The organism is Salinarimonas soli (genome assembly GCF_008386575.1).
Taxonomy (GTDB): Bacteria; Pseudomonadota; Alphaproteobacteria; order Rhizobiales; family Beijerinckiaceae; genus Salinarimonas_A; species Salinarimonas_A soli.
This window is the reverse complement of record NZ_VUOA01000032.1, coordinates 1-25,903: the sequence shown is the minus strand read 5'-3', so window position 1 is coordinate 25,903 and position 25,903 is coordinate 1. Positions and strand designations below refer to the sequence as shown.

Sequence of the window (25,903 nt, the reverse complement as noted above, 5' to 3'; positions counted from 1 at the left end):
GAGGTGGGCGGCCGCCGTGAGCCTCGCGGGGCTCGTGGCGGCTTGCGCGGGCGACGGCCCGGCGGATCTCATGGTGAGCGCGCCCGTGGAGGCGCCGCGCGTCACGGGCGTCGAGCGCGCGGCCGAGCGGGAGCACGCGCGCCTGGTCCAGGCCTTCGGCGGCGAGTACCGGGCGCCCGCGATGCAGGCGCTGCTCGCTGAGACGGTGGCGCGCCTCGTGCCGGCGACCGAGCGGCCGAGCGAGACCTACCGGGTGACGGTGCTCGATTCCCCCGTCGTCAACGCCTTCGCCCTGCCCTCGGGCCGGCTCTACGTAACGCGCGGGCTCCTGGCGCTCGCCAACGACACGGCCGAGATCGCGGGGGTGCTCGCGCACGAGATCGCGCACGTGACCCTGCGGCACGCCGCCGCCCGCAGCGAGCGCGAGCAGCGCTCGGCGCTGATCGGGCGCGTCATGGCGGAGCTTGCCAACAACCCGGCCGCGAGCGCCGCCGTCCTGAGCGAGGCGCGCTACGACATCGCCCGCTTCTCCCGCGTGCAGGAGATCGAGGCGGACCAGATCGGCGTGCGCACCCTCGTGGCCTCCGGCTACGACCCCTACGGCGCCGTCCGCTTCCTCGAATCGCTCGGGCGGGCGGGGGATCTGCGGGTGAGCGCGGCGGGCGAGCGCAAGGCGGCAGGCGCCGACATGCTCGCCACCCACCCGAGCACGCCCGAGCGCATCCAGGCCGCGACCCTGGCCGCGCGCCGCGCCGCCGCACCCGGCATCGGGGCGGGCGACAGGAGCCGCTATCTCGCGGCCGTCGAGGGCATCACCTACGGCGACAACCCGGTCGACGGGCTCGTGCGCGGGCGCCGGTTCATCCATGCCCGCCTCGGGGTCACCTTCGAGGCCCCGGAGGGCGTCGCCCTGGAAAACACGGCGCAGGCCGTGGTCGGCGCCTCCGCGGACGGCACCCGGCGCCTCCTGTTCGATGCCGTGCAGCCCGAGCCCGGGCAGAGCCTGGAGGCGCTCCTCACCTCGACCTGGAGCGACCCCGTCGAGACGGGAACCTTACGCTCGGCCACGATCAACGGCCTGCCGGCGGCGGTCGCGACATCGAAGGGCCGGGACTGGAGCTTTCGTCTCGCGGCGATCCGGGTGGGCAACACCACCTTTCGCCTGATCATCGCCTTCCGCACCCTCAATCCGGAGGCCGACCGCGCCTTCGAGGGCGCGCTCGCGAGCGTGCGGGCGCTCTCGCCCGAGGAGGCCGCCGCGGTGCGCCCGCTGAAGCTGCGCCTCGTCACGGCGGCGGAGGGCGACACGGCCGAAGCCCTCGCGGCGCGCATGGCCGACGACGACCGGGCCGTGGACCGCTTTCTCGTGCTCAACGGCCTGACCCGCGCCGGCGCGCTGACGCCGGGCGAGCGCTACAAGATCGTGGGCGACTAGCCGGCGGCCGCCTCCCTCCGCCCGCCCTAGCCCAGCGAGTTGGCGAGGAAGCCCTGGAGGCGCTCGCTTCGCGGCCGGGCCAGGACCTCGGAGGGCGGGCCCTCCTCCTCGATCATCCCCTTGTGCAGGAACACGACCCGGCTCGACACGTCGCGGGCAAAGCCCATCTCGTGGGTGACCACGATCATGGTGCGCCCTTCTTCCGCGAGCGAGCGCATCACCCGCAGGACCTCGCCCACGAGCTCGGGGTCGAGCGCCGAGGTGGGCTCGTCGAAGAGCATGACGGCGGGCTCCATGGCGAGCGCGCGGGCGATCGCCACGCGCTGCTGCTCGCCCCCCGACAGATGCGCCGGATAGGCGTCGCGCCGGTGATGGACGCCCACGCGCTGGAGATAGCGGTCGCCGCGCTCGACCGCTTCCGCCCGGGAGAGGCCGAGCACCAGCATCGGCGCCTCGATGACGTTCTCCAGGGCCGTCATATGGGCCCACAGGTTGAACTGCTGAAACACCATGACCATGCGGCTGCGCAGGCGCTGGAGCTGCTTGGGGTCGACGGCCTTGAGCTCGCCCCGGCGGTCGGGCACGAGGCGCAATTCCTCGTCGCCCAGCACGATGCGGCCCCGGTTGGGCTTCTCCAGGAGGTTGAGGCAGCGCAGGAACGTGCTCTTGCCCGATCCCGACGAGCCGATCATCGCGATCACGTCGCCCTTGGCGGCTTTCAGCGAGATGCCCTTCAGCACCTCGTTGGCGCCGAAGCTCTTGTGGATGCCTTGAGCGTCGAGCTGTGCGGTCATGGGGGCCTCGCTCATGGGCTGAGAAGCTTGCCGGCGCGCTGGAGGTTCGTGCCCGCGACCTTGCCCAGGCGTTTGCCGGCGGAAGCGAAGCGGGTGCCCGAGCGGGCGTAGAGCACGCCGTCGGAGCGCGTCGCCACGGGAAAGGTCTCGCCCGTCGCGGGGCAGACGATATCGGCCACCACGTCGCCAGCCGAGAGGCGCTCGCCGACCGCGCGGCGGAACACCACCATGCCGGAGACGGGCGCGACGAGCGGCTCGGAGCCAGCAAGGGGCGTGGGCTCGCAGCGCACGGGCGGCACCTGCGGCGCGGGACCCTCGATGGCGCCGCGGATCACGAGGAAGTCCACCAGGGCCCCGGCATCCGCCGCCGCGAGCTCGTGGCTCACGTCCGCCTGGCCGCGCAGCTCCACGGTGGTGGAGAGGCAGGCGAGCGGGATGGGCTTGGCCGGAAAGCGCTCCTTGAGCTCGAACCAGGGCCGGCTGCACGCCTCGTCGAAGGGCTCGTCGCCCGATTCGGTCGCGACCAGCACCGCCTCGCAGCCCAGAAGCGCGGCGAGCGGCGCGAAGTCCTCCGCCTGGGGCGTCAGCGTGTAGAGGTGCATCACGGCCTCCGAGTCGCAATGCAGGTCGAGCACCACGTCTGCCGTGATCGCGAGCCGCAGGAGAGCCCGCTTCAGGTGCTCGGCGGGGGTCGTCGCCTCGGCCTCGTCCGCGGCCTGCGCCAGGGCATCGCGGATGAGATCGCGGTTCGCCGCCTCGTCGTCGCTCAAGAGCCCGCCGACGCGCTCGGCGACGACCTCGGTGAGGTGCGGGTAGAGGCGGTTGAAGTTCGCCCCGTCCGCGAGATCGAAGCGCCCCACCATGCCGCCGAGCACCCGCTGGTTGAGCCCCAGCGGGTTGGCGAAGGGCACGAGGACGATTTCGCCGCGGATGCGTCCCTCCGCCTCCAGGGCGAGGAGCCGCTCGCGCAGGTGATGGGCCGCGATCATGCCGGGGATCTCGTCCGCGTGCAGGGCGCCCTGAACGTAGACGAGGGGCCGCGCGCCCGCCTCGCCGAAGCGCAGCACGTGGAGATGACCCTCCATGCCGGGGGCGTGGGCGGGCAGGCGGATGGTGTCTGATCTCATCGGGGTCTCATGCCGGGCCCGCCTCCTTGCGCCGGAGGTGGCGCAGGAAGCGCCATTCCAGCAGCCGGAACAGGCCCACCAGGGTGAAGGTGAGGACGAAGTAGAAGGCCGCCACGGTACCGAAGGCCTCCGTGGGCATCAGGTGGATCGAGTAGACGTCACGGGCGACGCGGGTCAGCTCCACGAGGGTGACGGTGGAGGCGATTGCCGTCGCGTGCATCAGGCCCACCGCCTCGTTGCCGTATTGCGGCAACGCCCGGCGCAGGGCGCTCGGCCACAGGATGCGGCGGTAGATCTGGAACGGGGTGAGCCCCAGCGAGCGGGCCGCCTCCAATTCGCCGATCGCGGTGTTGCGCAGGGCGCCGGCGAAGATCTCGGTGGTGTAGGCCGCCGTGTTGAGGCTGAAGGCGATCCAGGCGCAGAACCAGGGCGAGCGCAGCAGCGTCCAGGCGGCGCTCTCGCGGATCCACTCGAACTGGGCGAGCCCGAAATAGATCATGAAGAGCTGGACGAGGAGCGGCGTGCCCCGGATCACGTAGGTGTAGAGCCAGACCGGCATCGACAGCCACCGGTGCCGCGACACCCGCATGGTCGCGAGTGGAACCGCGAGCACGAAGCCGGTGGCGAGCGAGATCGCGAGGAGCAGCAGGGTGATCTGCAGGCCCTTGATGAAGTCGGGGAGCGCGCCGGCGACGACGGACCAGTCGATCATGGTGCGACCTGCCTCCCTCTCCCATGGGGAGAGGGGCCGGGGGTGAGGGGGTACGACCTCGAACCAGACATCCTCCACCCCCTCATGCTGAGGTGCCCCGCAACGCGGGGCCTCGAAGCACGCAGGATGCTGCCACAGCACTCCGGAAACACCTGGAGCGCCCTTCGAGGCTCAGCTGGCTTTGAGCATCTCAGGACGAGGGATAGGGTGGGATCACCGGGTGGGGAAATCACTGGACCAGCGTGGTCACCCCTCACCCCCGACCCCTCTCCCCATGGGAGAGGGGAGACCATCCCGGTTCTCACAGCTCCGCCCTCCGCACGCCGAGCGAGAACCGGCGCTCCAGCGCGGTGAGGGCCAGGATCGAGACGGTGGTGATCGCGAGATAGATGAGGCCGATCGCGGCGAAGAAGGTGAAGGGCTTGTTGGTGGCCGACGAGGCGAGGTTCGCCCGGTGCACCATGTCGTCGAGGCCGATGATGGAGATGAGCGCGGTGGCCTTGACCATGACGAGCCAGTTGTTGGCGAAGCCCGGGATCGCGTGGCGCACCATCTGCGGCAGGACGATGCGGCGCAGGACGGTGGGAGCGCTCAGGCCGAAGGCGTAGCCCGCCTCGATCTGCCCGCGGGGGATCGCGAGGACGGCGCCGCGGAAGGTCTCCGTCAGGTAGGCGCCGAAGATGAAGCCGAGCGTCAGCGTGCCGGCCAGGAAGGGGTCGATGTCGATGTAGCCCCAGCCGAAGCGGTCGGCGAGGGCGTTGATGCCGATCTGGCCGCCATAGAAGATGAGCAGCAGGAGGACGAGCTCCGGCAGGCCGCGGATGAGGGTGGTGTAGACCTCGGCAAGCACCCGCAGCACCCGCGAATCCGAGAGCTTCGCGGCCGCGCCGAGCCCGCCGAACAGGCACGCCAGCATGAGCGAGACCGCGGCGACGAGCAGCGTCGAGCCGAGGCCGCCGAGGATGGCCGGAAGATAGCCGTGGAGCATGGGCCTCGCCGCTCCCCTCCCCCTTGTGGGGAGGGGCTGGGGGTGGGGGTCGAAAAGTCGGAGCTGGTGGGAGGGAAGGGAGCACGCAGGGCCGTACAGGCTTGATCCTGGCAGGTTGGCGTCCCGACCCCCACCCCGCAAGGGGGAGGGGGATGGGCAAGCTTACGACTCGCCGGAGATGTCGAAGTCGAAATACTTGTTCTGGAGGGTCTTGTAGGTGCCGTTGGCCTTGATGGCCTTGAGCGCCGCGTTGACCTTCTCCTTCAGCTCGGTGTCGCTCTTGCGCACCGCGATGCCGACGCCGCCCGAGCCGCCCTCCAGCCGCACGGTGTTACCCACGGTCTCGAAGCCCTTGCCGGCGTCCTTCTTGAGGAAGGACTCGGAGGAGACCACCGAGGAGCCGAAGCCGATGTCGCCGCGGCCGGCCGCGAGCTCGAGATAGACGTCGGTCTCCTTGTTGACGAGCAGGACCTCGCTGTCCTTGTAGCGCTCGGCCACGTAGCGGGCGCGGGGCGAGTTGCGCAGCACGATGATCTTCTTGCCCTTGAGGGCTTCGGGCGTGGCCTCGCCCTTGAAGGCGCCGGCCTTGGCGACCCAGCGCGAGGGCACGTCGTAATAGGGATCGGAGAAGTCGACGGCCTTCTTGCGCTCCTCGGTGATCGTCATCGAGGCGACGATCATGTCGAACTTCTTGGCGTTGAGCGCCGGGATGATCCCGTCGAACTCCTGCTGCACCAGGGTGCATTCCACCTTCATCTCGGCGCAGACCGCGTTGGCGATGTCGATGTCGAAGCCGGAGAGCTTGCCGTCCGGGCTGATCTGCGAGAAGGGCGGATAATTGCCCTCGACGCCGACGCGCATCTTGGTCTGGGCAAGGGCGGAGGTGCCGGCGACCGCGACGAGGGCGGCCGCCGCGATGAGCGTGCGGAGCATGGAGATGTCCTTGTGCTTGTTGGTTCCTCTGGTGGCTTGATCTTGGCCACAAATTTTCATCTGATCAAGTCATGAAAATATCCGTTCATCCCGCCGCCCCCGACGCCGCCTTCGCCGAGTCGGAGGTGGGACGCCGCCTCGTGGCGCTCCTGCACGGCTCGTCGCCGGCGAACCGCACGGTGGCGGACTTCCTGCTGCGAAACCCCGTGCGGGTCTCAGGGCTCGGGATCGAGGATCTGGCGGCGGCCACCGCCGTCTCCACCGCCTCCTTGAGCCGGTTCGCGCGCGCCGCGGGCTTTCGCGGCTACGGGGAGCTGCGCGGCGCGCTCGCCGAAACGCTCCAGGCGATCCTCCAGCCCGTCGAGAAGCTGCGCGACACCTTCGAGCGGCCCCGGCCCGGCGCCTCGCCCCACACGGACGGGCTCGAGGCGACGCTCGCCTCGCTTCGCATGGCGGCCGAGGGGCTCGCGCCCGACGCGATCGAGGCGGTGGTGGCCCGGCTGCAGCGCGCCCCGACGGTCTACGTCATGGGCTTCGGGCTCTCGGCCCATGCGGCGGGCCTGCTGACGCTGGGCCTCCAGCCGTTCTGCCCGGGGCTCATCAACGTGGTGGAGTTCGGCGGCACCGAGGTGGCGGCGGGGCGCCTGATGAACGTGGCGCGGGGCGACATGCTGGTGGTGATCTCGGTGCCGCGCTACGCCCGCGACGCGGTCCAGCTCACCCATTACGCCCGCGACCGGGGCGCCGGCGTGGTGGCGATCACCGACTCGCCGGCCTCGCCCCTGGCGCGGCTCGCCGACCATCTGCTGCTCGCGCCGAGCCGCCATCCGGTCCTGTCGAGCAGCCTTGCGGCGGCGGTGCTCGTGGTGGAGGCGCTGGTGACGGGGATGATGGTGTCGAGCCGCGCCAACGTGAACCAGGCGGCAAAGCTCACCGAGGCGATCTCGTCCTATCTCTACCGCGCCGACGACGCCCGCCCCGCCGCGCGCCGGCCGCAGCGGGCGACGAGCCGGCGCCGCAAGCCCGCGTGACCCTTACGCGCTGAGGCGCGCGGGCGCCTCCTCGGGCGGACGGGCGATGGCCGCGCCGGGCCACACGGCCGGCGCCGCCCGGGCGTAGGGCGGCGGAAGGGCCAGCGCGGCGCCGAGCGCCTGCGCGGCGTGCCAGCCCCAGCGCGGGTTGTCGAGGAGGCCCCGGCCGATCGCCACGAGGTCCGCGTCGCCCGAGGCGACGACCGCCTCGGCCTGATGCGGATCGGCGATGAGGCCGACGGCGCGGGTGGCGATCCCGGTCTCGCGGCGCACCCGCGCGGCGAGCGGCACCTGGTAGCCCGGCCCCAGCGGGATCGGCGCGCGCAGCGCGATGCCGCCCGACGTGACGCACACGAAATCGAGGCCGCGAGCCTTGAGGGCGCCGGCGAGCGCCACCGCGTCCTCGGGCGTCAGGCCGCCCTCGACCCAGTCGGTGCCGGTGATGCGGGCGCCGAGGGCCACATGGGCGGGCAACGCGGCGCGCACCGCGTCCGCGATCGACAGGGGATAGGCCATGCGCCGCGCCGCGTCGCCGCCCCAGGCATCGTCCCGCTGGTTGGCGAGGGGCGAGTGGAAGGCGTGCAGCAGGTAGCCGTGCGCCATGTGCAGCTCGATCACCTCGAAGCCGAGCCGAGCCGCCCGCAGCGAGGCGGCGACGAAGCCCTCCCGCACCCGGTCGAGGTCGGCGTGCGTCATCGCTTGCGGCGTGTGCCAGCCCGTGTCGTGGGGGAGCGGCGACGGCGCGATCGTGGCCCAGGGGTCCTCGCCCTCGCCCAGCGCCCGGCCGCCCTCCCAGGGGCGCTGGGAGGAGGCCTTGCGGCCGGCATGGGCGATCTGGATGCCAAAGCGCGTGCCCGGCAGGGCGACCCCGCGCGCCGCCGCCAGCACCCGGCCCAGCGCCCGCTCGTTGTCGTCGCCGTAGAGCCCGAGGCAGCCATGGGTGATGCGGCCGGGGCGCTCCACGGCCGTCGCCTCCACGATCACGAGCCCCGCGCCCGACATGGCGAGCGACATGAGATGCTGGAGGTGCCAGTCGCCCGCGCAGCCGTCATGGGCCGAGTACTGGCACATGGGCGCCACGACGATGCGGTTCTCCAGCCGCACCGGCCCCATCTGGAAGGGGGAGAAGAGAGCGCTCGCCATGCCGGGCCTCACGCGGGCTCGGCGTTGCGGGCGGTCATCATGGCCTTGTAGGCGGGCCGCCCCTGGCAGGCCTCGATCCAGGCCTTGACGGCGGGGAACTCGGCGAAGAGCTCCGGCGCGGCCTGGGCGTAGCGCAGCACCTCGGCGAGGTTGATGTCCGCCACCGTGAAGCGCCCGCCGACCACGAAGCCGCCTCCCCCCGAGAGGGCCGCCTCCAGCACGCCGAAGGGACGGCGCAGCGCCACGATCGCGGCGTCCGCCACGGCGGGGTTCATCGGCCCGCGCGGGTTGCCGAGCCGGTGATAGAGGATCTGGATCGTGTGGGGCTCGCATTCGGTCGCGGCCCACAGGGTCCACTGGGTCATGAGCGCGTCCTCGGCGATGGTGCCGGGCGCCAGCGGGCCGCCATGCTTCTTGGCGAGGTAGAGGTTGATGGCGAGCGACTCGTTCAGGACGAGGCCGTCGTCGTCCAGGGTCGGGATGAGCCCGTTCGGGTTGACCGCCAGGAAGGCGGGCGAGGCGGTGTTGAGGGGCGCGTCGGGGGCAGCGGGGTCGGCCAGGCGATAGGCCTGGATGACGGGCACCTGCTCGAAGGCGATGCCGAGCTCGTTGGCGAGCCAGACGTTGCGGGAGGCGCGGGAGCGCAGGACGCCGTAGATCGTGAGGGCCATCGGGGAGCTCGGGGTTTCGGTTGCAGGCCCCTCATAACATGCTGGTCGGGGACCGCGAGACGACGAGGCGTCATGTTTGCGGGGTACTAGGTAGCAGACTCACCTTAGGTCGGGAGCCGCCTGTCAGCCGGGCTCGGAAGGGGTAGTGGCAGCGTCACTAGGACGCAACTTTCAACCATATGTTTTCGTTGGACAATTAGATTTGGGGCTTGACTCTCACGGCTTTCGCTCTCGCCAAGCCCTTTGCCGCGCTTGCCAGTCTGTCATTAAGCCTAATATGGTACAGGACGTGTCTATGACACATAACGTGGCTATGGTGGCGACCATGGCGAGGAACATGCTGCTGTCAGATGATGAGCCACGGGTTTCGGATGAGGCAGGGTCATCCTCATCCGAAACTCTAGATGTTAATGTTGCGATCTCGAGGCCGGATCCAGCTCGGGTAGCAGCGATAGATGTGATCTCGCTGAAGGCGCTCTGGCGCGCTGTAAGCATTCTACGCCAGACTGAGGCGGAGAGAGCGAAGCAATTTGACCGCGCTCTTGTCAAAATTATAAATCTGAATGGAAGCATAGCTCGGGCGATTGAGGATGGCAGAAAGTGAGTCTCAGCCTCAAGCTCCCCTTCCGGCACCTGTTGAGGGGGAGGGAAGCGCTACATTCGTACCGCCTGTCTTGCCGGGCAGCTTAACTGCACAGGTTAATATTGACACTCTAAACATTCATCCATCCAACTTGTCCGCTTTAGAGAGAATTTCTCGGCATAGCCCAGATATCGCTAGTCAGATAATCCACGCAACATCGTTGTCGATGGATCAAGAAACACGCCGATATAAGACGGGAGCCATAGCAGCCGCTGCGATTTGCTGTGTTACCTTAGTCTGCTCAGCGGCAGTAATTATTCATTCTGGCTTTTGGGCTGGGATCGCATTCTTTCTTGCATGCGCTGCTACTGCGGCAGTTGTTGCTACGATCTTTACGGGAAAGCCGCAAGATCTGAGCTGGACTATGCGCCTGTTTAATCGTAACGCTACACCTGCAAACAGAGATGATGACGAAGTTTAGCCGGGCGCTTGCCACACCCGCAAGCCCGCCTGCATTCTTGGGCTGCGCACCCCGCTTCGCTTTAGCCTGTATCCGACATGACACCGGAACAGTGCCGTGCTGCTCGGGGTTGGTTAGATTGGGAGCAGCAAAAGCCAGCCGACGCCGCGCGCGTGTCGCTTTCGACGGCGCGGGAGCACGAGAAAGGGCGATGGAGCCCGATCGCCAACAATTTAACAGCAGTAGAGCTGCCCTTGAGGCTCATGGGGTCAGGTTCGTTGATGACGCGGTCGCATTACAGGTCTTTGTCACTACGACGCAAAAGTCGGCAGACTAGACCGTGATTCGCCGGTCTGCTATATGAGGTTAGTGGACTAGGAGGGAGTCGGGCCCTCGGACGGATGGAAAACTCCGCCCAGCACCGGCTCTAGCCCGAAGGCCGAAGCCAGCGGAAGCGTCGCGAGCGCAACCACTGACCTCGAACCTTAAAGGTTTATCTTCTCATGTCCCACCTCCTCGCTCGGCTTCACGGGCGCGCTGCCCTGACCCTGCACACCGGCCTCGTCTGACCTTGAGTGTGCAGGGTCAATCTCCTCATCGTCGGACCCGTCCTCCCCCGCCGTCAGGCTCGGAAGAGGCTTGTCGGCTTCACGACGGTATTTCTCAAAGCGTTCAAGAAGGCTGTGCCCCTCTTCGGTGAGGGTGACTGCCTCATGACCGCCAAAAGCGCCAAAGCGCACGTAAACTGGCGAGTCTGCCCGCATCTGCTCGCGCACCCGACCGGCGCTTAACTTTGTCCTAATTGCCAACTCAGTCAGAGTTAAGCTGCCAACGTCCCGAAGAGTGGCCAGCATGGCGTAGCGCTTGTTGCCGACGCGTGCACGAGATTGGACCCTAACAGCATCAGTGTACGCGCTATTGGCTTCCTCAGAGCGCCGGACTGTAGGGGGCACAGGGAACATCACGCCCGGAAGGAAGCGCGCCCGAATAGCCTCGGCTTTGATGAGCGTATCTTTGTCGGCCGCCAAGCTGCGCCGCTCATTAGCGATACCAGTCAGCTCATCATGCAGTATGCGCTCTCGCTCCTCTAACACCCGATCCCGTTGATCGATGGTATCGAGGATGATGCGAGTGGCGTTCAATGCCGTTTCCAGCGGGTTGCTCATGAGACTGTCTACCACCGCCCGCTCTGAGCCGCAAGCAAGAGCGGAGCGCTCCGCACTAAAAAAGGGGCCGCGTCTACCGTTTGTTCGCTCCGCTCTAATCGGTGCGTTTGCTACTTAATACCGCGTTTGTGCCCCGGCCCGTTCGCGTTTATGCCTCGGCGCAAAGCCCATCCAAGGATCCGTCCGATGACCGACACCCCGCCCGACCGCCTCTCGAACGACCCCAACAGCCCCTTCCATGACCCCGCCCTCCTGGAGCGCGGCATCGGCATCCGCTTCAACGGCGCGGAAAAGACCAACGTGGACGAATATTGCGTGAGCGAGGGCTGGATCCGCGTCGCGGCCGGCAAGGCGAAGGACCGCTTCGGCAACCCGATGACCCTGAAGTTCAAGGGCAAGGTGGAGCCCTATTTCCGGGACGAGCCCAGCCCGTCGGCCGGTTGATTCGGGGGCGCCCGTCCCGTTAACTCGGCGGCAACAGCCGGCAGAGCCCCGGGGGACCCGATGACGCCTTCTCCGTTCGACGTCGACCTCGATCGCAATCCCGCCAACCACCAGCCCCTGACCCCGCTCTCCTTCCTGGAGCGGGCGGCGGCGGTGTTCCCCGAGCGGACCGCCATCGTCCACGGCCGGCTCCGGCGCTCCTACCGCGAGTTCCACGAGCGCTCCCGGCGCCTCGCCTCGGCGCTCGCCAGGCGCGGCATCGGGCGGGGCGACACGGTAGCGGTGATGCTGCCCAACACCCCCGCCATGCTGGAGTGCCATTACGGGGTGCCGATGACGGGGGCTGTGCTCAACACCCTCAACACCCGCCTCGACGCCGCCGTCATCGCTTTCTGCCTCGACCACGGCGAGGCCAAGGTGCTCGTCACCGACCGGGAGTTCTCGAAGGTGATCGGGCCCGCCCTCGCGGCGGCCGGCGTGAAGCCCCTCGTCATCGACTACGACGATCCGGAGTTCTCCGGGCCCGGCGAGCGCCTCGGCGAGATGGATTACGAGGCGTTCCTCGCCACGGGCGACCCGGATTTCGCGCGGGCGGCGCCCGGCGACGAATGGGACGCCATCGCCCTCAACTACACGTCCGGCACCACGGGCGACCCGAAGGGCGTCGTCTACCACCATCGCGGCGCGTATCTCCTCGCCATGGGCAACGTGGTGACGGGGGCCTTGGGCCGGCACCCGGTCTATCTGTGGACCCTGCCGATGTTCCACTGCAACGGCTGGTGCTTTCCCTGGACGATCTCGATCGTCGCGGGCACCCATGTCTGCCTGCGGCAGGTGCGGGCGAAGGCGATGTACGACGCCATCGCCGATCACGGGGTCACGCATCTGTGCGGCGCGCCGATCGTCATGTCGGCGCTGCTCAACGCCCCCGACGACGAGCGCCGCGCCTTCGACCAGGGGGTGGCGTTCTTCACCGCCGCCGCCCCGCCCCCCGAGGCGGTGCTCGCCGCCATGCGCGAGGCGGGCTTCGACGTGACCCACCTCTACGGCCTCACCGAGGTCTACGGCCCGGCGGTGGTCAACGAGTGGCACGACGAGTGGGACGCCCTCCCGCCGTCCGAGCAGGCGGCGCTCAAAGCCCGCCAGGGCGTGCGCTATCCGGTGCTGGAGGCCCTCGACGTGCTCGACCCCGAGACCATGGCGCCCGCGCCGGCGGACGGCCGGACCCTCGGCGAGGTGATGTTTCGCGGCAACGTGGTGATGAAGGGCTACCTCAAGAACCCCGCCGCCACCGCCAAGGCCTTCGCGGGCGGCTGGTTCCATTCCGGCGACCTCGGCGTGCGCCACCCCGACGGCTACGTTCAGCTGAAAGATCGCTCCAAGGACATCATCATCTCAGGGGGCGAGAACATCTCCTCCATCGAGGTGGAGGACGCGCTCTACAAGCACCCGGCGGTGGCCGCCGCCGCCGTGGTGGCGCGGCCCGACGAGAAATGGGGCGAGACGCCCTGCGCCTTCGTGGAGCTGCGGCCCGGCGCGAGCGCCACGGCGGAGGACCTGATCGCCTGGTGCCGGGCGAACCTCGCGGGCTACAAGGTGCCCCGCACCGTGGTCTTCGTCGAGCTGCCGAAGACCTCCACGGGCAAGATCCAGAAATTCCGCCTGCGGGAGATGGCGCGGGAGCTGTGAGGGGTTTTCCGGCCCCTCCCCCCGTCCTGAGGTGCCCGCGTCAGCGGGCCTCGAAGGGCGCTCCAGGGTTCTCCGGACGGCTGTGGCAGCGTCCTGCGTGCTTTGTGGCTCTGCTTCGCTTCGCGCCTCAGCATGAGAGGGGTGTGGTCCCCCCGAAAACGGCACTGCCGCCCCGGAGGCCCGAGGCGGCAGCGACGCAACGGATGGATGGGATGGTCTAGTGGATGGTGGGCGAGGCGTTCAGCGAGGCATGGCGCAATCGCATGATCTCGTCCTTCAGCTGCAGCTTTCTTCGCTTGAGTTCAAGGACTTGCAGGTCGTCCGCGGACGGATGGACCAAGGCGCTTTGAATTTCACGCTCGAGCGCCTGATGCTTACGCTCCAACTCAGCCAGATGGCTTTGCAGCGACATGTCGGCTCCTCCTGTCGATTGTCCCGACCCGGAAAGACTGTCACAAAATCTGGCGCAAGTCGAAGCCGATTGTTGCTGCGCTGCGACATACAGCGCCAAGCCTCGGCCGGTTTCTCTCGCCTGTGGAGCCCCCGGCGGACGGCCTCTGGACCGGGGCCTGACGGCTTGCCCTCGCTGGCGCCCCGGAGCATAGTTCGGGGCGCCTCGATGCCCTCGAAGAGGCCCGCAGCAGGACGATCATGAGCGTGGACGGGACGACCGACGAGACCATGGAGCTCGAAGCCGAGCTCGCTCGCCTGCAGCAGGAACATCGGGATCTCGACATGGCGATCGAGGCCCTGGAGCACATGGTCGCCGGCGATCAGCTCCAGATCCAGCGGCTGAAGAAGCGCAAGCTCGTCCTGCGCGACCGAATCGCCATCGTCAACGACAGGCTCACCCCCGACATCATCGCCTGAACACCCGGCGCGGGATGGCCGCTCCCTCCACCCCCTCATGCTGAGGAGGACTGCGTGGCAGGCCGTCCCGAAGCACGCACGACGCTCGTGAGCCGTCCGGAGAGCCCTGGGTCGCCTTTGGAGGCTCGCTCCGCTCGCGCCTCAGGACGCGGCAGGAGGGTGGGACCAGATCACGGGCCAACATCACAGGCGCCGCTCAGCGCTCAAGGGCGGGCTCGGCGAGATCGCGCACGAGCCGCTCGAGCACCGGGTCGGCCACGCCGATCTCCACGAGGTGCTCGTAGGTCGAGCGCACGTAATCCGGGTTGGCGCCCGAGCGGCCGACGCCCTGGCGCACATGACGCAGGAGCGCCGCGTGATCGAGGTCGCCCGCATATTGCGGGTGGGACACGTCCACGGCGTAGGTGAGCGCCCGCACCCCGCGCCCGTCGTCGAGAACCGCGTCCGTCTCGATCTCCAGATAGACGGCCGTGACCTGCTCGCGCTCGCGCAGATAGGCGATCGTGGACTCGCGGTCGAGGGCCGCCACCCGGAAGGCGACGCCGCGGCACGTGCCGCCATCGGCGAGGCCGAGAACCAGGCCCGGCCGCTCGGGCGTCCCGCGGTGGACATGGGAGAGGACGCACAGGGCGCGGTGGTACCCCGTGACGGTGGCGAGCCGGCGCTCCCGGTAGGGAAATCCCGGCCGCCACATGAGCGAGCCGTAGCCGAACACCCAGAGATCCTGATCCATCGCCGCGCGGTTCCCGTGGAAGCCCGTCAAAACGCCGCCTTGCAGGACTTTGCGGCTAGCAGGTAGTTGAACGTCCGACAATGGGAGTTCCCCGCATGAGCGACGACGCCCCGGCCTCGCGGCCCCGCAGCCGGTTCTGGCTTTTCGCGCCCTTCACGATCGTCGGGCTGGTGATCGTGGCCTGGTGCGTGGCCTGGTTCGTGATCAAGGATCGCACGGTCGACGGGCTCGACGCGTGGCTTGCGCGCGAGGCCGCCGCCGGGCGGCAATGGACCTGCGCCGACCGCGGCATCGGCGGCTTTCCCTTCCGCATCGAGCTCGATTGCGCGAGCGTGAGCCTCCGCCAGGGGGCGCTCACGGCCCAGGCCGGGGCGCTCCAGGCCGTCGCCCAGATCTATCGGCCCCGCCACGTCATCGCGCGCCTGAACGGGCCGCTCCAGGTCACCGAGGGCGGGCTCGCGACGCAGGTGCGCTGGCGTCAGCTCGAATCGAGCGTGCGCTCGAGCCGGGAGGGATTGCAGCAGCTCGCCTTGATCATGGATGGCGGCGAGATGCAGGTCTCCGGCGCCACCCCCGAACCGATCCGGGCGGCGGCGGAACGGCTGGAGGTCTATGCGCGGCCAAGCCCCTCTCAGACCGACGAGTCCGTCGACGTGGTGGCCCGCGCGGCGGGCGCCGCGGTGCCCGCCCTCGACGCGTTCCTGGGCACCCCGGAGCCCGCGAACCTGGAGCTCCAGGCCCGGGCGACCCATGGCCTGAGGCTCGGCGGCCAGTCCCTGCCGCAGGAGGTCGAGCGCTGGCGCGAGGCCGGCGGCGCGCTCGACGTGGTTCTCCTGAAGCTTGCCAAGGGCAACGGCCGCTTCGAGGCCCGCGGACGGCTGGGCCTCGACGAGGAGCGGCGCGTGCAGGGCCGGCTCGAGGGCGCGGCGCAGGGGCTGGAGGCGGTGCTGCGCCGCTTCATGGGCGAGGGCCGCGCGGGGCTTGCGGCCGGTCTTCTGGGGGCGCTCGCGGGACGGCGCGAGCCGCCGCGTCAAGCCGAGAGCGGCCCGGGCCTCCAGCCGCTGCCGCCGCTTCGCTTCGAGAACGGGCGGGTACTCCTCGGACCTCTGCCCATTCCAGGGTTGCGGCTCCCGCCTCTCTACTGAGCGCGCTCAGCGGGGCAGCGGCGGCGCTTCCTTGAGGAGCGTGATGGTGACGCGCCGGTTGGGGGCGAGATAGGGGTTGTCGGGAAAGAGCGGCTCCACGTCCGCCTTGCCGGTGATCGCGGCGAATCGGTCGTCGGGGACGCCGCTGGAGGCGAGGATCTCGCGTACCGTCGCGGCCCGGCCGCCCGTGAGCTCCCACGGATTGGCGAGGGCGCGCTGCCCCGGCCGCGTCGCCGAGGTGTGGCCCGTGACCGTGACCCGGTTGGGCATGCGGCGGATGGTGGGCGCGAGGCGCTCCAGGACCCGCCGCGTCCGGTCGTAGGGGTAGAGCCCCCCGTCGGGGAACATGGCCCGGCCGTCCTGGTCGACGATGGAGATGTCGAGCCCGACCCGGGTCTCCTCGACGATGATGTTCTTCGACAGCTCGGCGATCTCGGGCATGTCCTGCAGCGCCTGGCGCAGGGAGGCGGCGGCAAGCCCGAAGCCGCGGTCGAAGGCCACCACCGCGAGCCCGTCGTCCTTGCGCTTGAGGTCGTTGGGGGTGGTGTGGTCGGAGGCCTCCTCCGGGGGCACGTCCTTGGCGTTGTGGAGGTGCGACTTCGTGGGGACGCCGTCCTTCTCGATGATGCCCGAGAAGCGCGACTCCTTCAGCGTCCCGAAGGCGTCGCGCATGGAGCCCGCCACGAGCTGGAGCTTCTTCTGGTCCTGCGTCGAGTAGGCCGCCACCATGACGAAGAAGCTCATGAGGAGCGCCATGAGATCGGCGAAGGTCACGAACCAGCCGTGACCGCCATGCGCGCCGCGCTTCTTCTTGGCCACGGGCGCGCTCCCCTCAGGCCGCTTCGGCGAGCTCGGCCCGGTGGTGGTCCGGGAGATAGGCGAGCAGCATCTCCTTCACCACCGAGGGGCTGCGCGAATCGCGGATCTGGAGGACGCCGTCGATGATGAGGGAGCGGGCGATCTCCTCCTCCTCGAGCTTGATGTGCAGCTTGTCGGCGAGCGGCAGGCAGACCATGTTGGCGATCACGGCGCCATACAGCGTGGCAAGCAGCGCGGTCGCCATGGCGGGGCCGAGCTTGGAAGGGTCCGACATGTTGGCGAACATGGTCACCATGCCGAGGATGGTGCCGATCATGCCCCAGGCCGGGGCGCAGTCGCCGAAGGCGCGGTAGACCTTCGAGCCCTCGTCGAGGCGCTGGAGGAAGTTGTCCCGGTCCTTCTCCATCGTGTCGCGGATGAAGTCGCGGTCGTAGCCGTCGGCGATGTAGCGCAGGCCCTGCGCCAGGAAGGAATCGTTCACCTGCACGTTCTCGATCGCCATCGGGCCGCTCTTGCGCACGAGGTCGGCGACCTGGGTGATCTCCTCGATGAGCTCGCGCGGATGGCTCGCCTTCATCTGGAAGGCGTAGCGGAAGCCCATCGGCAGGCCGTGGACGATGGTGGAGAAGGGGAAGCGCACCATCGTGGCGGCGGTGGCGCCGCCGAAGATGACGATCACCGCGTGCTTGTCGAAGAAGGCGCCAAAATTGCCGCCGTCGATCATGATGAGGCCGACGATGACGCCGACGCCGCCGATCAGACCCAGGCCCGTTGCGAGATCCATGCGAAGGCCCCTGCCCCCTCGTGCCGCTGAGCCCGAAGCGGGCGCCAGAGTGCCCAGCGTTAACGGCGTCCGCTGAAGGTTCGGTTAAGGATGCGGGCGCCGGGCGCCGGAACGGGCGGGGCCCTTCGGGAATTGGTCAACCTGGACGGCGCATCGGGGCTCCGATAGAGCCGTTCGGCCAGGGTTCAGGCACGTCGAGGTAGTTTCCGCCCTATGTGGCTCGTTCGTCTGTACATGCGCGTTCTCGGCCAGCTCGGCTCGGATCTCCGGGTCGGCGGCGTTCTGGCGCTGGCCAACGTGGCGCTGGCCATCGCGGCCTTCGCGGAGCCCGTCCTGTTCGGGCGCATCATCGACACGCTGACCCGGGCGCAGAGCCCGGGCGGGGCTCCGGTGACGTTCTCGAGCCTGATGCCGCTCATCCTGGCCTGGATCGCCTTCGGCCTGTTCAGCATCGGGGCGGGCGTGCTCGTCGCGCTCAACGCCGACCGCCTGTCGCACCGCCGGCGCCTGGGCGTGATGGCGAACTATTTCGAGCACGTGCTGGAGCTGCCGCTCGCCTTCCACCTCCAGACCCATTCGGGCCGGGTGCTCAAGGTGATGCTGGAGGGCTCGAACGGCATGGCGTGGCTGTGGCTCGGGTTCTTCCGCGAGCATCTGGCCTCGTTCATCGCGCTCGGCGTCCTCCTGCCGCTCACGATCTTCCTCAACTGGCGCCTGGGGCTCCTGCTGCTCGCCCTCGTGGGGCTGTTCACGGTGCTCACCGCCATCGTGCTGCGCAAGACCGAGACCCTCCAGGGGTCCGTGGAGCGCTACCACACGGACCTCGCCGAGCACGCCTCCGACGCGCTGGGCAACATCCCCGTCATCCAGTCCTTCACCCGCATCCAGGCCGAGACCCAGGCGCTGCACGGGATCATCCATCAGCTGCTCGCGGCGCAGAACCCCGTCCTGTCCTGGTGGGCGCTCGCCTCCGTGGCGACCCGGGCCTCCGCCACCCTCACCGTGACGGCGATCTTCCTCACGGGCACCTGGCTGCACCTGAACGGCCTGGCGAGCATCGGCGACATCGTCACCTTCATGAGCCTCGCCACCATGCTCATCGGGCGGCTGGAGCAGGCGGTGAGCTTCGTGAACCAGCTCTTCCTGCAGGCGCCGAAGATGGCGGAGTTCTTCGAGATCCTCGACACCACCCCCGCCGTCCACGATCGCCCCGGCGCCAAGACCTTCGAGCGCTTCGCGGGCGAGGTGGCCTTCGACCGGGTGTCGTTCTCCTATGACGGCAAGCGCGCCGCGGTGGCCGACGTCACCTTCCGGGTGCGGCCCGGGGAGACGGTGGCGCTGGTTGGCGCCACGGGCTCGGGCAAGTCGACGACGTTGGGCCTCCTGCACCGGGCCTTCGATCCGCAATCGGGCTGCATCACCATCGACGGCGAGGACATCCGCGACGTGGCGCTGGCGAGCTTGCGGCGCAATATCGGCGTGGTGTTCCAGGAGCCGATGCTGTTTGCCCGCACGATCCGCGAGAACCTCCAGGTCGGGCGCCCCGACGCCACGGAGGAGGAGATGCTCGACGCCATGGAGCGGGCGCAGGCCCGGGAGTTCCTCATCCGCCAGTCCGACGGCCTCGACACCGTGATCGGCGAGCGCGGCCGCTCGCTCTCGGGGGGCGAGCGCCAGCGCCTCTCCATCGCCCGGGCGCTCCTCAAGAACCCGCCGGTGCTCATCCTCGACGAGGCCACCTCGGCGCTGGACGCCGCCACCGAGCGCCGGCTCCAGAAAGCCCTCGACGAGGTCATGCGCGACCGCACCACCTTCGTCATCGCCCACCGCCTCGCCACCATCCGCAACGCCGACCGCATCCTCGTCTTCGAGGAGGGCCGGATCGTCGAGACGGGCTCCTTCGACGAGCTCGTCGCCAAGGGCGGCCGCTTCGCGGAGCTGGCGCGGGCTCAGTTCATGGCGACCGCGGAGGAGAAGGCGGAGGTGGGGCCGGGCGACGTGGTGATGGCGTGAGGGCGCTCCCGCTCACGCGGCGACGGGCTTGATCCGCTCGATCACGTCGCCCAGGGCACGCTTGGCCGTCTCGATCTCGTGACGGCTCTGAAGGTTCATCCAGAACTCGGGGGTGGTGCCGAAGACGCGGCCGAGACGGACGGCCGTGTCGCCGGTGATCCCGATCTCCTCGCGGACGATGCGCTCGATCCGTGTCCGGGGGACGCCCGCCGCCTTGGCGACGGCACCCGCCGACAGCTTCAGCGGGATCAGGAACTCCTCCCGCAGCATCTCGCCCGGATGCATCGGCGGCAGCGTGGCGACGATCTCGGGTTCGTCGGTCATGGCGGCTCTCTCCGGTCCCGATCAATGATAGTCGACGATCTCGACCCCATCCGCGCCGCCCTCCGACCAGACGAAGCAGACGCGCCACTGGTCGTTGATCCGGATCGAGTGCTGGCCCTGGCGATCGGCCGTCAGCGCTTCGAGCCGGTTGCCAGGCGGTGCTCGCAGGTCCTCCAGCACCTCCGCCGCGTTCACCGCCTCGAGCTTGCGACGGGCGATGCGGAACAGATCCGCGGGGAAGCCCTTCGGGCAGCGCCCCTGGAAAACGGCCTCCGCGACCTTGTCCTTGAAGCTGCGGATCATGATCGCCGGATCGTTGTCGTATCATTCCATGATACGCGGAGAGCGTCAATCGAGGCGCTCTCAAGCCTCACGCCATCGCCATCGCCATCTTCTCCCGCCGCCGCTCGATGGACGAAGGGATGCGCAAGCTCTCGCGGTACTTCGCGACCGTGCGCCGAGCGATGTCGATGCCCTCGACCTTGAGGCGCTGCACCAGGGCGTCGTCGGAGAGGATGTCCCTGCCCTCCCCGTCGATGAGCTGCTTGATGCGCCAGCGCACGGCCTCGGAGGAATGCGCGTCGGCGCCGGCCATGCCGGGGATGGCGGCGGTGAAGAAATATTTCATCTCCAGCACGCCCCGGGCCGAGCCGATGGACTTGTTGGAGGTCACCCGCGACACGGTGGATTCGTGCATGCCGATGGCGTCGGCCACGGTCTTCAGGTTCAGGGGCCGCAGGTGCGACACGCCGTGGGCGAAGAAGCCGTCCTGCTGCCGCACGATCTCGGCCGCGACCTTGAGGATGGTGCGGGCGCGCTGCTCCAGCGACCGGGTGAGCCAGTTGGCGGTCTGGAGGCACTCGGCCACGAAGGCCTTCTCGCCCTCCGAGCGGGCGGCGCGGGAGACCCGGGTGTAGTAGGTCTGGTTCATGAGCACCCGGGGCAGGGTGTCGGGGTTGAGGTCCACGAGCCAGGAGCCGTCGGGGGCGGGGCGCACGAACACGTCGGGCACCAGCACCTGCACCGGCCCGCCGCCGAAGGCACGGCCGGGCTTGGGGTCGAGGCGGCGCAGCTCCGCGATCATGTCGGCGAGGTCCTCCTCGTCGACGCCGCACACCCGCCGCAGCGCCGCGAAATCGCGCCGCGCCACGAGGTCGAGGCGGGAGACGAGGGCCTGCATGGCCGGATCGAAGCGGTCGCGCTCACGCAGCTGGATCGCGAGGCATTCGGCGAGGGTACGGGCGCCGATCCCCGGCGGGTCGAAGCCCTGCACGAGGCCCAGCACCCGTTCGACGATGTTGGGGGCGAGGCTCAGGCGCTCGGCCACGCCCTCCACGCTCTCCGCGAGATAGCCCGCCTCGTCGACGGCATCGATGAGGAAGCGGCCCACGAGCCGTTCCAGCGGATCTTGGGTGGCGATCTCGAGCTGGAGCGCGAGATGGTCGTGCAGGCCGAGATCCGCCGCGAGGGTCGCCTCGAAATCCGGCTCCTCGCCGTCGAAGCCCCCCGGCCCCACACCGGTCCAGGGGCCCGGCGCCATGGTGAGCGGCTCGCCGCCGCCCGCGTCGCGGCGCTCGGGCACGCCGCCCTCGGTGGGGAAGACGTTGTCGAAGCGGGTATCGAGGTCGCGCTCGATCTCGCGGACGTCGGCGCCCATCTCGGCCGGGGCCCAGCCCTCGGGCTCGGGGGCGTCGAAGCCGTCGCCGTCGGGCTCCGGGGTGTCGCGTTCGGGCGCCGGGCCCTCGTCCTCGGCGCGCTCCAGGAGCGGGTTTCGCTCCAGCTCGGCCTCGACATAGGCCACGAGATCGAGATGCGAGAGCTGAAGCAGCTTGATCGCCTGCAGGAGCTGCGGCGTCATGACCAGGGACTGACCCTGGCGTATCTCAAGCCGTTGCGACAGACCCATCGTTCGAACGCCCCGCGGACGGCGCCCGGCGCCTCCGGCATGCTTTTTGCATGAATTTCTTGAAGGAGTCTGTAGCGCGGGCGACACGCGCCGTCAAAGCCGAGCCGGGATCGCGGCCCTCATGCTTTGGCAGCATGGACGCCCCGTCAGGAGCCAACACTGGCGCAAGAGCGGCGCCCTGACCAGAGCGGGTCCGTCCGGATGGTGAGGGGATCGTTGCCGCGATCGCTGAGGCCTAGAGCCTGAAATCCTCGCCGAGATAGAGCCGGCGCACGTCCTCGTTGGCGACGATCTCGGCGGGCGTGCCCTCGGTGAGCACGCGGCCCGAATGGATCACGTAGGCGCGGTCGCACAGGCCCAGCGTCTCGCGGACGTTGTGGTCGGTGATGAGGACGCCGATGCCCCGGCCCGTGAGGTGGCGCACGAGGGTCTGGATGTCGCCCACCGCGATGGGGTCGATGCCCGCGAAGGGCTCGTCGAGGAGCATGAAGGAGGGGGCGCCGGCGAGCGCCCGGGCGATTTCGCAGCGCCGCCGCTCGCCGCCCGAGAGCGCGATGGAGGGGGACTTGCGCAGGCGGCCGATGTTGAACTCGTCGAGGAGCTCGTCGAGCTTGCGCTCGCGGGCCTTGGCGTCGGGCTCCACCACCTCCAGCACGCTGCGGATGTTGTCCTCGACGTTGAGGCCGCGGAAGATCGAGGCCTCCTGGGGCAGGTAGCCGATGCCGAGCCGCGCCCGGCGGTACATGGGCAGGCGGGTCACGTCGAAGCCGTCGAGGCTGATCGTGCCCTGGTCGGCCGAGACGAGGCCCGTGATCATGTAGAAGATCGTGGTCTTGCCCGCGCCGTTGGGGCCGAGCAGGCCCACGGCCTCGCCGTTGCGCACCTGGAGCGCCGCCTCGTGCACCACGGTGCGGCCGCGATAGCTCTTCTTGAGGCCCTTGACCGCGAGCACGCCCTCGCCGCCGAAGGCCGCGTCGTCGCCGGACGAGGCGGCGGCGTCCGCCGCGCCGCGCCCGAGCAGGCGGCCGAGGAAGCCCGGCCGCTCGCCCTCCGAGACGCGCGAGAGCGCCGCGGGACGGCCGTTCGGGTGGCGGGGAGCGATGATCGCTGTCACGGGTGTCCTGGGCGGCGGGTCAGTTCGTGGCGGGGCGGGAGGCCGCCGGCTTTGCGGGCTTCGCGTCGCCCGCCTTGGCCTCGCCAGGTTTGGCTGCCCCCGAGGCGTCCTGCGAGCCCGGCACGAAGAGGCCGCGCACGCGCCCGCCGTTCGGGGCGGATTCGATGTTCGCCTTGCCCGCGTTCACGTCGTAGACGAGGCGCTCGCCCCGGGTGACGTTGGGGCCGTCGCTGAGCGCCACGTTGCCCGTCATGATCACGCGCCCGCCGGCCCGGTCGTAGACCGCCTGGTCGCCCGTGGCGACCTGGGTCTTGGAGACCACGGTGACGGGGCCGCCGCACTCGATGCGCTTGATCGCGTCGTTCTGGTCGCCGCCCGCGGGGGCGGCCGTGCGCTGCACCGCTCCGTCCGCGCCGCGCTGGCGCTCGAAGAAGATGGTGAGCGTCGTGCAGCGCATCGTGGTGTCGCCCTGCACCGCCACCACGTTGCCCGTATAGACGGCGCGGTTCTCGCGGTCGAACACCTCCAGGCGGTCGGCGTCGACCTTGATGGGCTCCTTGCTGTTGGAGCCGAGGCCGGTGAGCGGCGAATCCTTCGCCTTGGCGCCGGGCTGCTGGGCGAGGGCGGGGGCCGCGATGAGGCCTGCGGCGAGCGCGGCGGCGGCGAGGCGGGAGAGGATCATGGCGGGGCTCACGGGCGGGAGGAGGGAGCGGCGGCGTCGGAGGTGCGAACCGCTCCGCGCTCCTCGGGCGGGTTGAAGGCGCTGCGCACGCGCCCCTCGAAGACCATGCGCCGGCCGCCGTCGCTCACCTGGAGGTCGTCGGACTCGATGGTGCCGCCGGGGATCTCCACGCGCACCCCGTCGCGGGAGACGACGCTGTTGGCCTTGAAATCGATGGATGCCGAGCGCAGCTGCGCCTTGTAGCCGGAATCGGTGGTCACGACCACGTGGTCGCGCAGCTCCAGCCGCTCGTTCTTGGTGTCGAAGATCCCGCGCGCCGCCTCGAGATGGGCCTTGGTGCCCTTGTCGTCGAGGGTGAGGCGCCCGCGCATGGTGACGAGCTCGACCTCGGTGGGGCGGCGGACGTCCTGGGTGGCGTGCGAGGCGGTGATCTCGTAGGGGCGGGTGTCCTTCTGGAAGCCCGTGAGGCGGGGCTGCTCCATGGTGATCTTGGTGCCCGACAGGTTGAGCCCGCTCATCGACATGCCCTCGATCCCCAGGCGCCCGAAGGGATCGAACAGGGTCACGACGGCCACCAGCGCCACGGCGATGCCGGCGCCTAACGGGATGGCCCGGCGCAGCCAGCGCACGCGGGTCGAGTGGCGGCGGGCCTTGACATAGGCGCGCGACCGCGTGCGGCCCATCGCGGCCGCCGGCGTGACGCCGCGCTCGTCTAACGTCTGGTCCAAGGCCTACATCCCCTGCCGCGACCGGCGGCGTGCGGCGGGACGGGTGCCCCACCGCCGTGGCGAAGTTATGACGGACAGGATGGCCCGGAGACCTTAATCCGCCGTCAACTATGCGCGAAGATGTCCGTCTCGGGCCAGCCGGCAAGATCCAGCAGGGCCCGGGACGGCAGAAATTCGAAGCAGGCCCGGGCGAGCGCCGTCCGCTCCTCCCGGGCGAGCCGGGCATCGAGGCGCTCCCGCAGGGCGTGGAGGTGGAGCACGTCGGAGGCGGCGTAGTCGATCTGCGCCTGGGTCAGGGTCTCGGCGCCCCAGTCCGAGGATTGCTGCTGCTTCGACATCTCGACCCCGAGGAGCTCCCGGCACAGGTCCTTGAGCCCGTGCCGGTCCGTATAGGTGCGGGTGAGCTTCGAGGCGATCTTGGTGCAATAGACCGGGCCGGGCATCACGCCGAAGGCGTGATGGATCACGGCGAGGTCGAAGCGCGCGAAGTGGAAGATCTTCAGCACCGACGGGTCGGCGAGGATCCGCAGCAGGGTCTCGGGCCGGGTGCCGTCCCGGGCGATCTGCACCAGGTCCGCCGTGCCGTCGCCCCGCGAGATCTGCACCACGCAGAGCCGGTCCCGGTGGGGATGGAGGCCCAGCGTCTCGGTGTCGACGGCGATGGCGGGGCCCGCGACATAGCCCGCCGGCAGGTCGCCGAGATGGAGGCGGTGGCTCATGGGACCCGTCAGGCCGGCTCGAAGCGGATGGGGTGCGCGCCCTTGTAGAGGACCGTGCGGCCGAGCCCGTAGACGTTCTCCAGCCCCTCGACGATGGTGAGGAAGTGGTTGCCCGCAAGCTGCCCCGCCTTGCTGGCGAACTGGCAGGCCCCGTAGGCGAGCAGGATCTCGGTCTCGCTGACGCCGCCCGGATAGAGGATCATCTGGCCCGGCGCCGGGTAGCTCGTGGCGTTCTCGTAGCCCACCCCGAAATCGAGCTCGCCCAGCGGCATCCACACCGCCTCGCCGCTCCAGCGCACATGGATGAGCTCGCTCACGAAGGGCAGCGCCTTGACGAACGCCTCGCAGGTCTTGGGCGCGCTCGCCCGCTCCAGGCGGCCGACGAAGCTGTGCGGGCCGGCGGTGATCTTCAGGTGGTCCATGGGGCTCTCCGGCGGACAGGAACGATCTCGCGCCTCCCGTCGCAGATGCCGCGCCCGCTGGCAAGACGGGCGGCCGAGCGGACGCGCCTCATCGCGCCCCGGGGGCGGCCCGTCCTGTCCGGCCGTCTGCCGGAGGGCGGGCGTGAGAACATCGAGGGGGCGCGGGACGCCGCGGGCTCGATGGGTACTACGGCCGTGAGCTTAAGCCCAGCGGCGTCCACGGGGTGCCCGGATCGATGGTCCGGCCCCGTCCGGGTCGCCCCGGCACGCATGCGGCACCTCTTGGACGTCGCCGCCGGAACTGGTCAGTCGCACGGTCGAGCCGGGCTGGGGCCCATGTCTCAGTAAGCCCCCGCCGTGCTGCCCCGCCGCCGACGCCCCGCACGAACGAGGGGCCCGCGCAGGTGCTCCCTGCTGCAAGCCCCCCCTGCAAGCCCCGGTGCTCATGGCCCGAGGCCGCCGGCCTCA

At 69.7% G+C, this 25,903-nt stretch carries 27 protein-coding genes; 7 read left to right on the top strand and 20 right to left on the bottom strand.

The window, feature by feature from the left end; all coding sequences use genetic code 11:
- Positions 1–16 precede the first annotated feature (16 nt).
- Positions 17–1,435 (top strand): M48 family metalloprotease, encoded by a 1,419-nt coding sequence (locus F0L46_RS17560; RefSeq protein WP_240540043.1) that lies wholly within the window; start codon positions 17–19, stop codon positions 1,433–1,435.
- A 26-nt stretch (positions 1,436–1,461) separates the two neighbouring features.
- Here the strand turns inward: F0L46_RS17560 and F0L46_RS17555 are convergent, their stop codons facing one another.
- The 5 genes from F0L46_RS17555 to F0L46_RS17535 form a co-directional block, all read right to left on the bottom strand.
- Entirely contained in the window at positions 1,462–2,244 is a 783-nt protein-coding gene (locus F0L46_RS17555; RefSeq protein WP_149819923.1) for an ABC transporter ATP-binding protein, read from the bottom strand.
- Positions 2,241–3,356 carry a succinylglutamate desuccinylase/aspartoacylase family protein gene (locus tag F0L46_RS17550; protein WP_149819921.1) on the bottom strand — a complete coding sequence of 372 codons (1,116 nt, stop codon included), beginning with the start codon at positions 3,354–3,356 and terminating at the stop codon, positions 2,241–2,243. The genes F0L46_RS17555 and F0L46_RS17550 overlap by 4 nt, the downstream gene beginning before the upstream one ends.
- A gap of 7 nt (positions 3,357–3,363) precedes the next feature.
- On the bottom strand, positions 3,364–4,068 hold the full coding sequence (locus tag F0L46_RS17545; protein ID WP_149819919.1) for an ABC transporter permease: 705 nt from the start codon (positions 4,066–4,068) through the stop codon (positions 3,364–3,366).
- A gap of 301 nt (positions 4,069–4,369) precedes the next feature.
- Positions 4,370–5,056: an ABC transporter permease gene (locus tag F0L46_RS17540; protein WP_149819917.1), complete on the bottom strand. Its 687-nt coding sequence runs from the start codon at positions 5,054–5,056 to the stop codon at positions 4,370–4,372.
- Positions 5,057–5,218: 162 nt separating this feature from the next.
- Positions 5,219–5,989, bottom strand: a complete 771-nt coding sequence (locus F0L46_RS17535; protein WP_149819915.1) for a transporter substrate-binding domain-containing protein — start codon at positions 5,987–5,989, stop codon at positions 5,219–5,221.
- Between the two features lie 71 nt (positions 5,990–6,060).
- On the opposite strand from F0L46_RS17535, the gene F0L46_RS17530 reads away from it, so the two are divergent.
- Positions 6,061–7,020, top strand: coding sequence for a MurR/RpiR family transcriptional regulator (locus F0L46_RS17530; protein WP_149819913.1), 960 nt, complete (start codon positions 6,061–6,063; stop codon positions 7,018–7,020).
- 3 nt (positions 7,021–7,023) lie between these two features.
- Here the strand turns inward: F0L46_RS17530 and F0L46_RS17525 are convergent, their stop codons facing one another.
- From F0L46_RS17525 to F0L46_RS17510, 3 genes are all read right to left on the bottom strand, one after another.
- Positions 7,024–8,163 (bottom strand): NADH:flavin oxidoreductase/NADH oxidase, encoded by a 1,140-nt coding sequence (locus F0L46_RS17525; RefSeq protein ID WP_149819911.1) that lies wholly within the window; start codon positions 8,161–8,163, stop codon positions 7,024–7,026.
- A gap of 8 nt (positions 8,164–8,171) precedes the next feature.
- Entirely contained in the window at positions 8,172–8,834 is a 663-nt protein-coding gene (locus F0L46_RS17520) for a glutathione S-transferase family protein (RefSeq protein WP_149819909.1), read from the bottom strand.
- Between the two features lie 1,528 nt (positions 8,835–10,362).
- A complete protein-coding gene (locus F0L46_RS17510; protein WP_149819907.1) occupies positions 10,363–11,043 on the bottom strand; it encodes a hypothetical protein in 681 nt (226 codons plus the stop codon).
- Positions 11,044–11,229: 186 nt separating this feature from the next.
- On the opposite strand from F0L46_RS17510, the gene F0L46_RS17505 reads away from it, so the two are divergent.
- Complete coding sequence (locus F0L46_RS17505) at positions 11,230–11,487, top strand: DUF3297 family protein (protein ID WP_149819905.1); 258 nt, start codon at positions 11,230–11,232, stop codon at positions 11,485–11,487.
- Between the two features lie 60 nt (positions 11,488–11,547).
- Positions 11,548–13,176 (top strand): acyl-CoA synthetase, encoded by a 1,629-nt coding sequence (locus tag F0L46_RS17500; RefSeq protein WP_149819903.1) that lies wholly within the window; start codon positions 11,548–11,550, stop codon positions 13,174–13,176.
- 217 nt (positions 13,177–13,393) lie between these two features.
- On the opposite strand, the gene F0L46_RS17495 is transcribed toward F0L46_RS17500, so the two are convergent.
- Positions 13,394–13,588 (bottom strand): YdcH family protein, encoded by a 195-nt coding sequence (locus tag F0L46_RS17495; RefSeq protein WP_149819901.1) that lies wholly within the window; start codon positions 13,586–13,588, stop codon positions 13,394–13,396.
- A gap of 239 nt (positions 13,589–13,827) precedes the next feature.
- Here F0L46_RS17495 and F0L46_RS17490 point away from each other — a divergent pair, with 239 nt between their 5' ends.
- The gene (locus F0L46_RS17490) at positions 13,828–14,046 is read left to right on the top strand and encodes a YdcH family protein (protein WP_149819899.1); all 219 of its coding nucleotides are present in this window, start codon (positions 13,828–13,830) and stop codon (positions 14,044–14,046) included.
- A 196-nt stretch (positions 14,047–14,242) separates the two neighbouring features.
- Here F0L46_RS17490 and F0L46_RS17485 read toward each other — a convergent pair whose 3' ends face one another.
- Positions 14,243–14,779, bottom strand: a complete 537-nt coding sequence (locus F0L46_RS17485; RefSeq protein ID WP_149819897.1) for a gamma-glutamylcyclotransferase — start codon at positions 14,777–14,779, stop codon at positions 14,243–14,245.
- A gap of 95 nt (positions 14,780–14,874) precedes the next feature.
- Between F0L46_RS17485 and F0L46_RS17480 the strand changes: the two genes are divergently transcribed.
- Positions 14,875–15,924: a DUF2125 domain-containing protein gene (locus F0L46_RS17480; RefSeq protein ID WP_188312026.1), complete on the top strand. Its 1,050-nt coding sequence runs from the start codon at positions 14,875–14,877 to the stop codon at positions 15,922–15,924.
- Positions 15,925–15,930: 6 nt separating this feature from the next.
- Here F0L46_RS17480 and F0L46_RS17475 read toward each other — a convergent pair whose 3' ends face one another.
- Both F0L46_RS17475 and F0L46_RS17470 read right to left on the bottom strand, forming a co-directional pair.
- Entirely contained in the window at positions 15,931–16,743 is an 813-nt protein-coding gene (locus F0L46_RS17475; protein WP_149819893.1) for an OmpA/MotB family protein, read from the bottom strand.
- 13 nt (positions 16,744–16,756) lie between these two features.
- A complete protein-coding gene (locus tag F0L46_RS17470) occupies positions 16,757–17,527 on the bottom strand; it encodes a motility protein A (protein WP_149819891.1) in 771 nt (256 codons plus the stop codon).
- Positions 17,528–17,740: 213 nt separating this feature from the next.
- On the opposite strand from F0L46_RS17470, the gene F0L46_RS17465 reads away from it, so the two are divergent.
- The gene (locus tag F0L46_RS17465) at positions 17,741–19,540 is read left to right on the top strand and encodes a glucan ABC transporter ATP-binding protein/ permease (RefSeq protein WP_149819889.1); all 1,800 of its coding nucleotides are present in this window, start codon (positions 17,741–17,743) and stop codon (positions 19,538–19,540) included.
- 12 nt (positions 19,541–19,552) lie between these two features.
- Here the strand turns inward: F0L46_RS17465 and F0L46_RS17460 are convergent, their stop codons facing one another.
- The 8 genes from F0L46_RS17460 to F0L46_RS17425 all read right to left on the bottom strand — a co-directional run bounded on the left by F0L46_RS17460 (position 19,553) and on the right by F0L46_RS17425 (position 25,435).
- Entirely contained in the window at positions 19,553–19,864 is a 312-nt protein-coding gene (locus F0L46_RS17460) for a HigA family addiction module antitoxin (protein ID WP_149819887.1), read from the bottom strand.
- A gap of 21 nt (positions 19,865–19,885) precedes the next feature.
- On the bottom strand, positions 19,886–20,167 hold the full coding sequence (locus F0L46_RS17455) for a type II toxin-antitoxin system RelE/ParE family toxin (RefSeq protein ID WP_149819885.1): 282 nt from the start codon (positions 20,165–20,167) through the stop codon (positions 19,886–19,888).
- A gap of 67 nt (positions 20,168–20,234) precedes the next feature.
- A complete protein-coding gene (gene rpoN / locus F0L46_RS17450) occupies positions 20,235–21,770 on the bottom strand; it encodes an RNA polymerase factor sigma-54 (RefSeq protein ID WP_149819883.1) in 1,536 nt (511 codons plus the stop codon).
- Between the two features lie 235 nt (positions 21,771–22,005).
- On the bottom strand, positions 22,006–22,872 hold the full coding sequence (gene lptB, locus F0L46_RS17445) for an LPS export ABC transporter ATP-binding protein (RefSeq protein ID WP_149820011.1): 867 nt from the start codon (positions 22,870–22,872) through the stop codon (positions 22,006–22,008).
- Positions 22,873–22,903: 31 nt separating this feature from the next.
- Positions 22,904–23,566 carry an LptA/OstA family protein gene (locus F0L46_RS17440; RefSeq protein ID WP_149819881.1) on the bottom strand — a complete coding sequence of 221 codons (663 nt, stop codon included), beginning with the start codon at positions 23,564–23,566 and terminating at the stop codon, positions 22,904–22,906.
- An 8-nt stretch (positions 23,567–23,574) separates the two neighbouring features.
- Entirely contained in the window at positions 23,575–24,294 is a 720-nt protein-coding gene (lptC, locus tag F0L46_RS17435; RefSeq protein ID WP_149819879.1) for an LPS export ABC transporter periplasmic protein LptC, read from the bottom strand.
- A gap of 104 nt (positions 24,295–24,398) precedes the next feature.
- Entirely contained in the window at positions 24,399–25,013 is a 615-nt protein-coding gene (locus F0L46_RS17430) for a ribonuclease D (RefSeq protein ID WP_149819877.1), read from the bottom strand.
- Between the two features lie 8 nt (positions 25,014–25,021).
- Positions 25,022–25,435: a DUF3830 family protein gene (locus tag F0L46_RS17425; RefSeq protein ID WP_149819875.1), complete on the bottom strand. Its 414-nt coding sequence runs from the start codon at positions 25,433–25,435 to the stop codon at positions 25,022–25,024.
- Positions 25,436–25,903 lie beyond the last annotated feature (468 nt).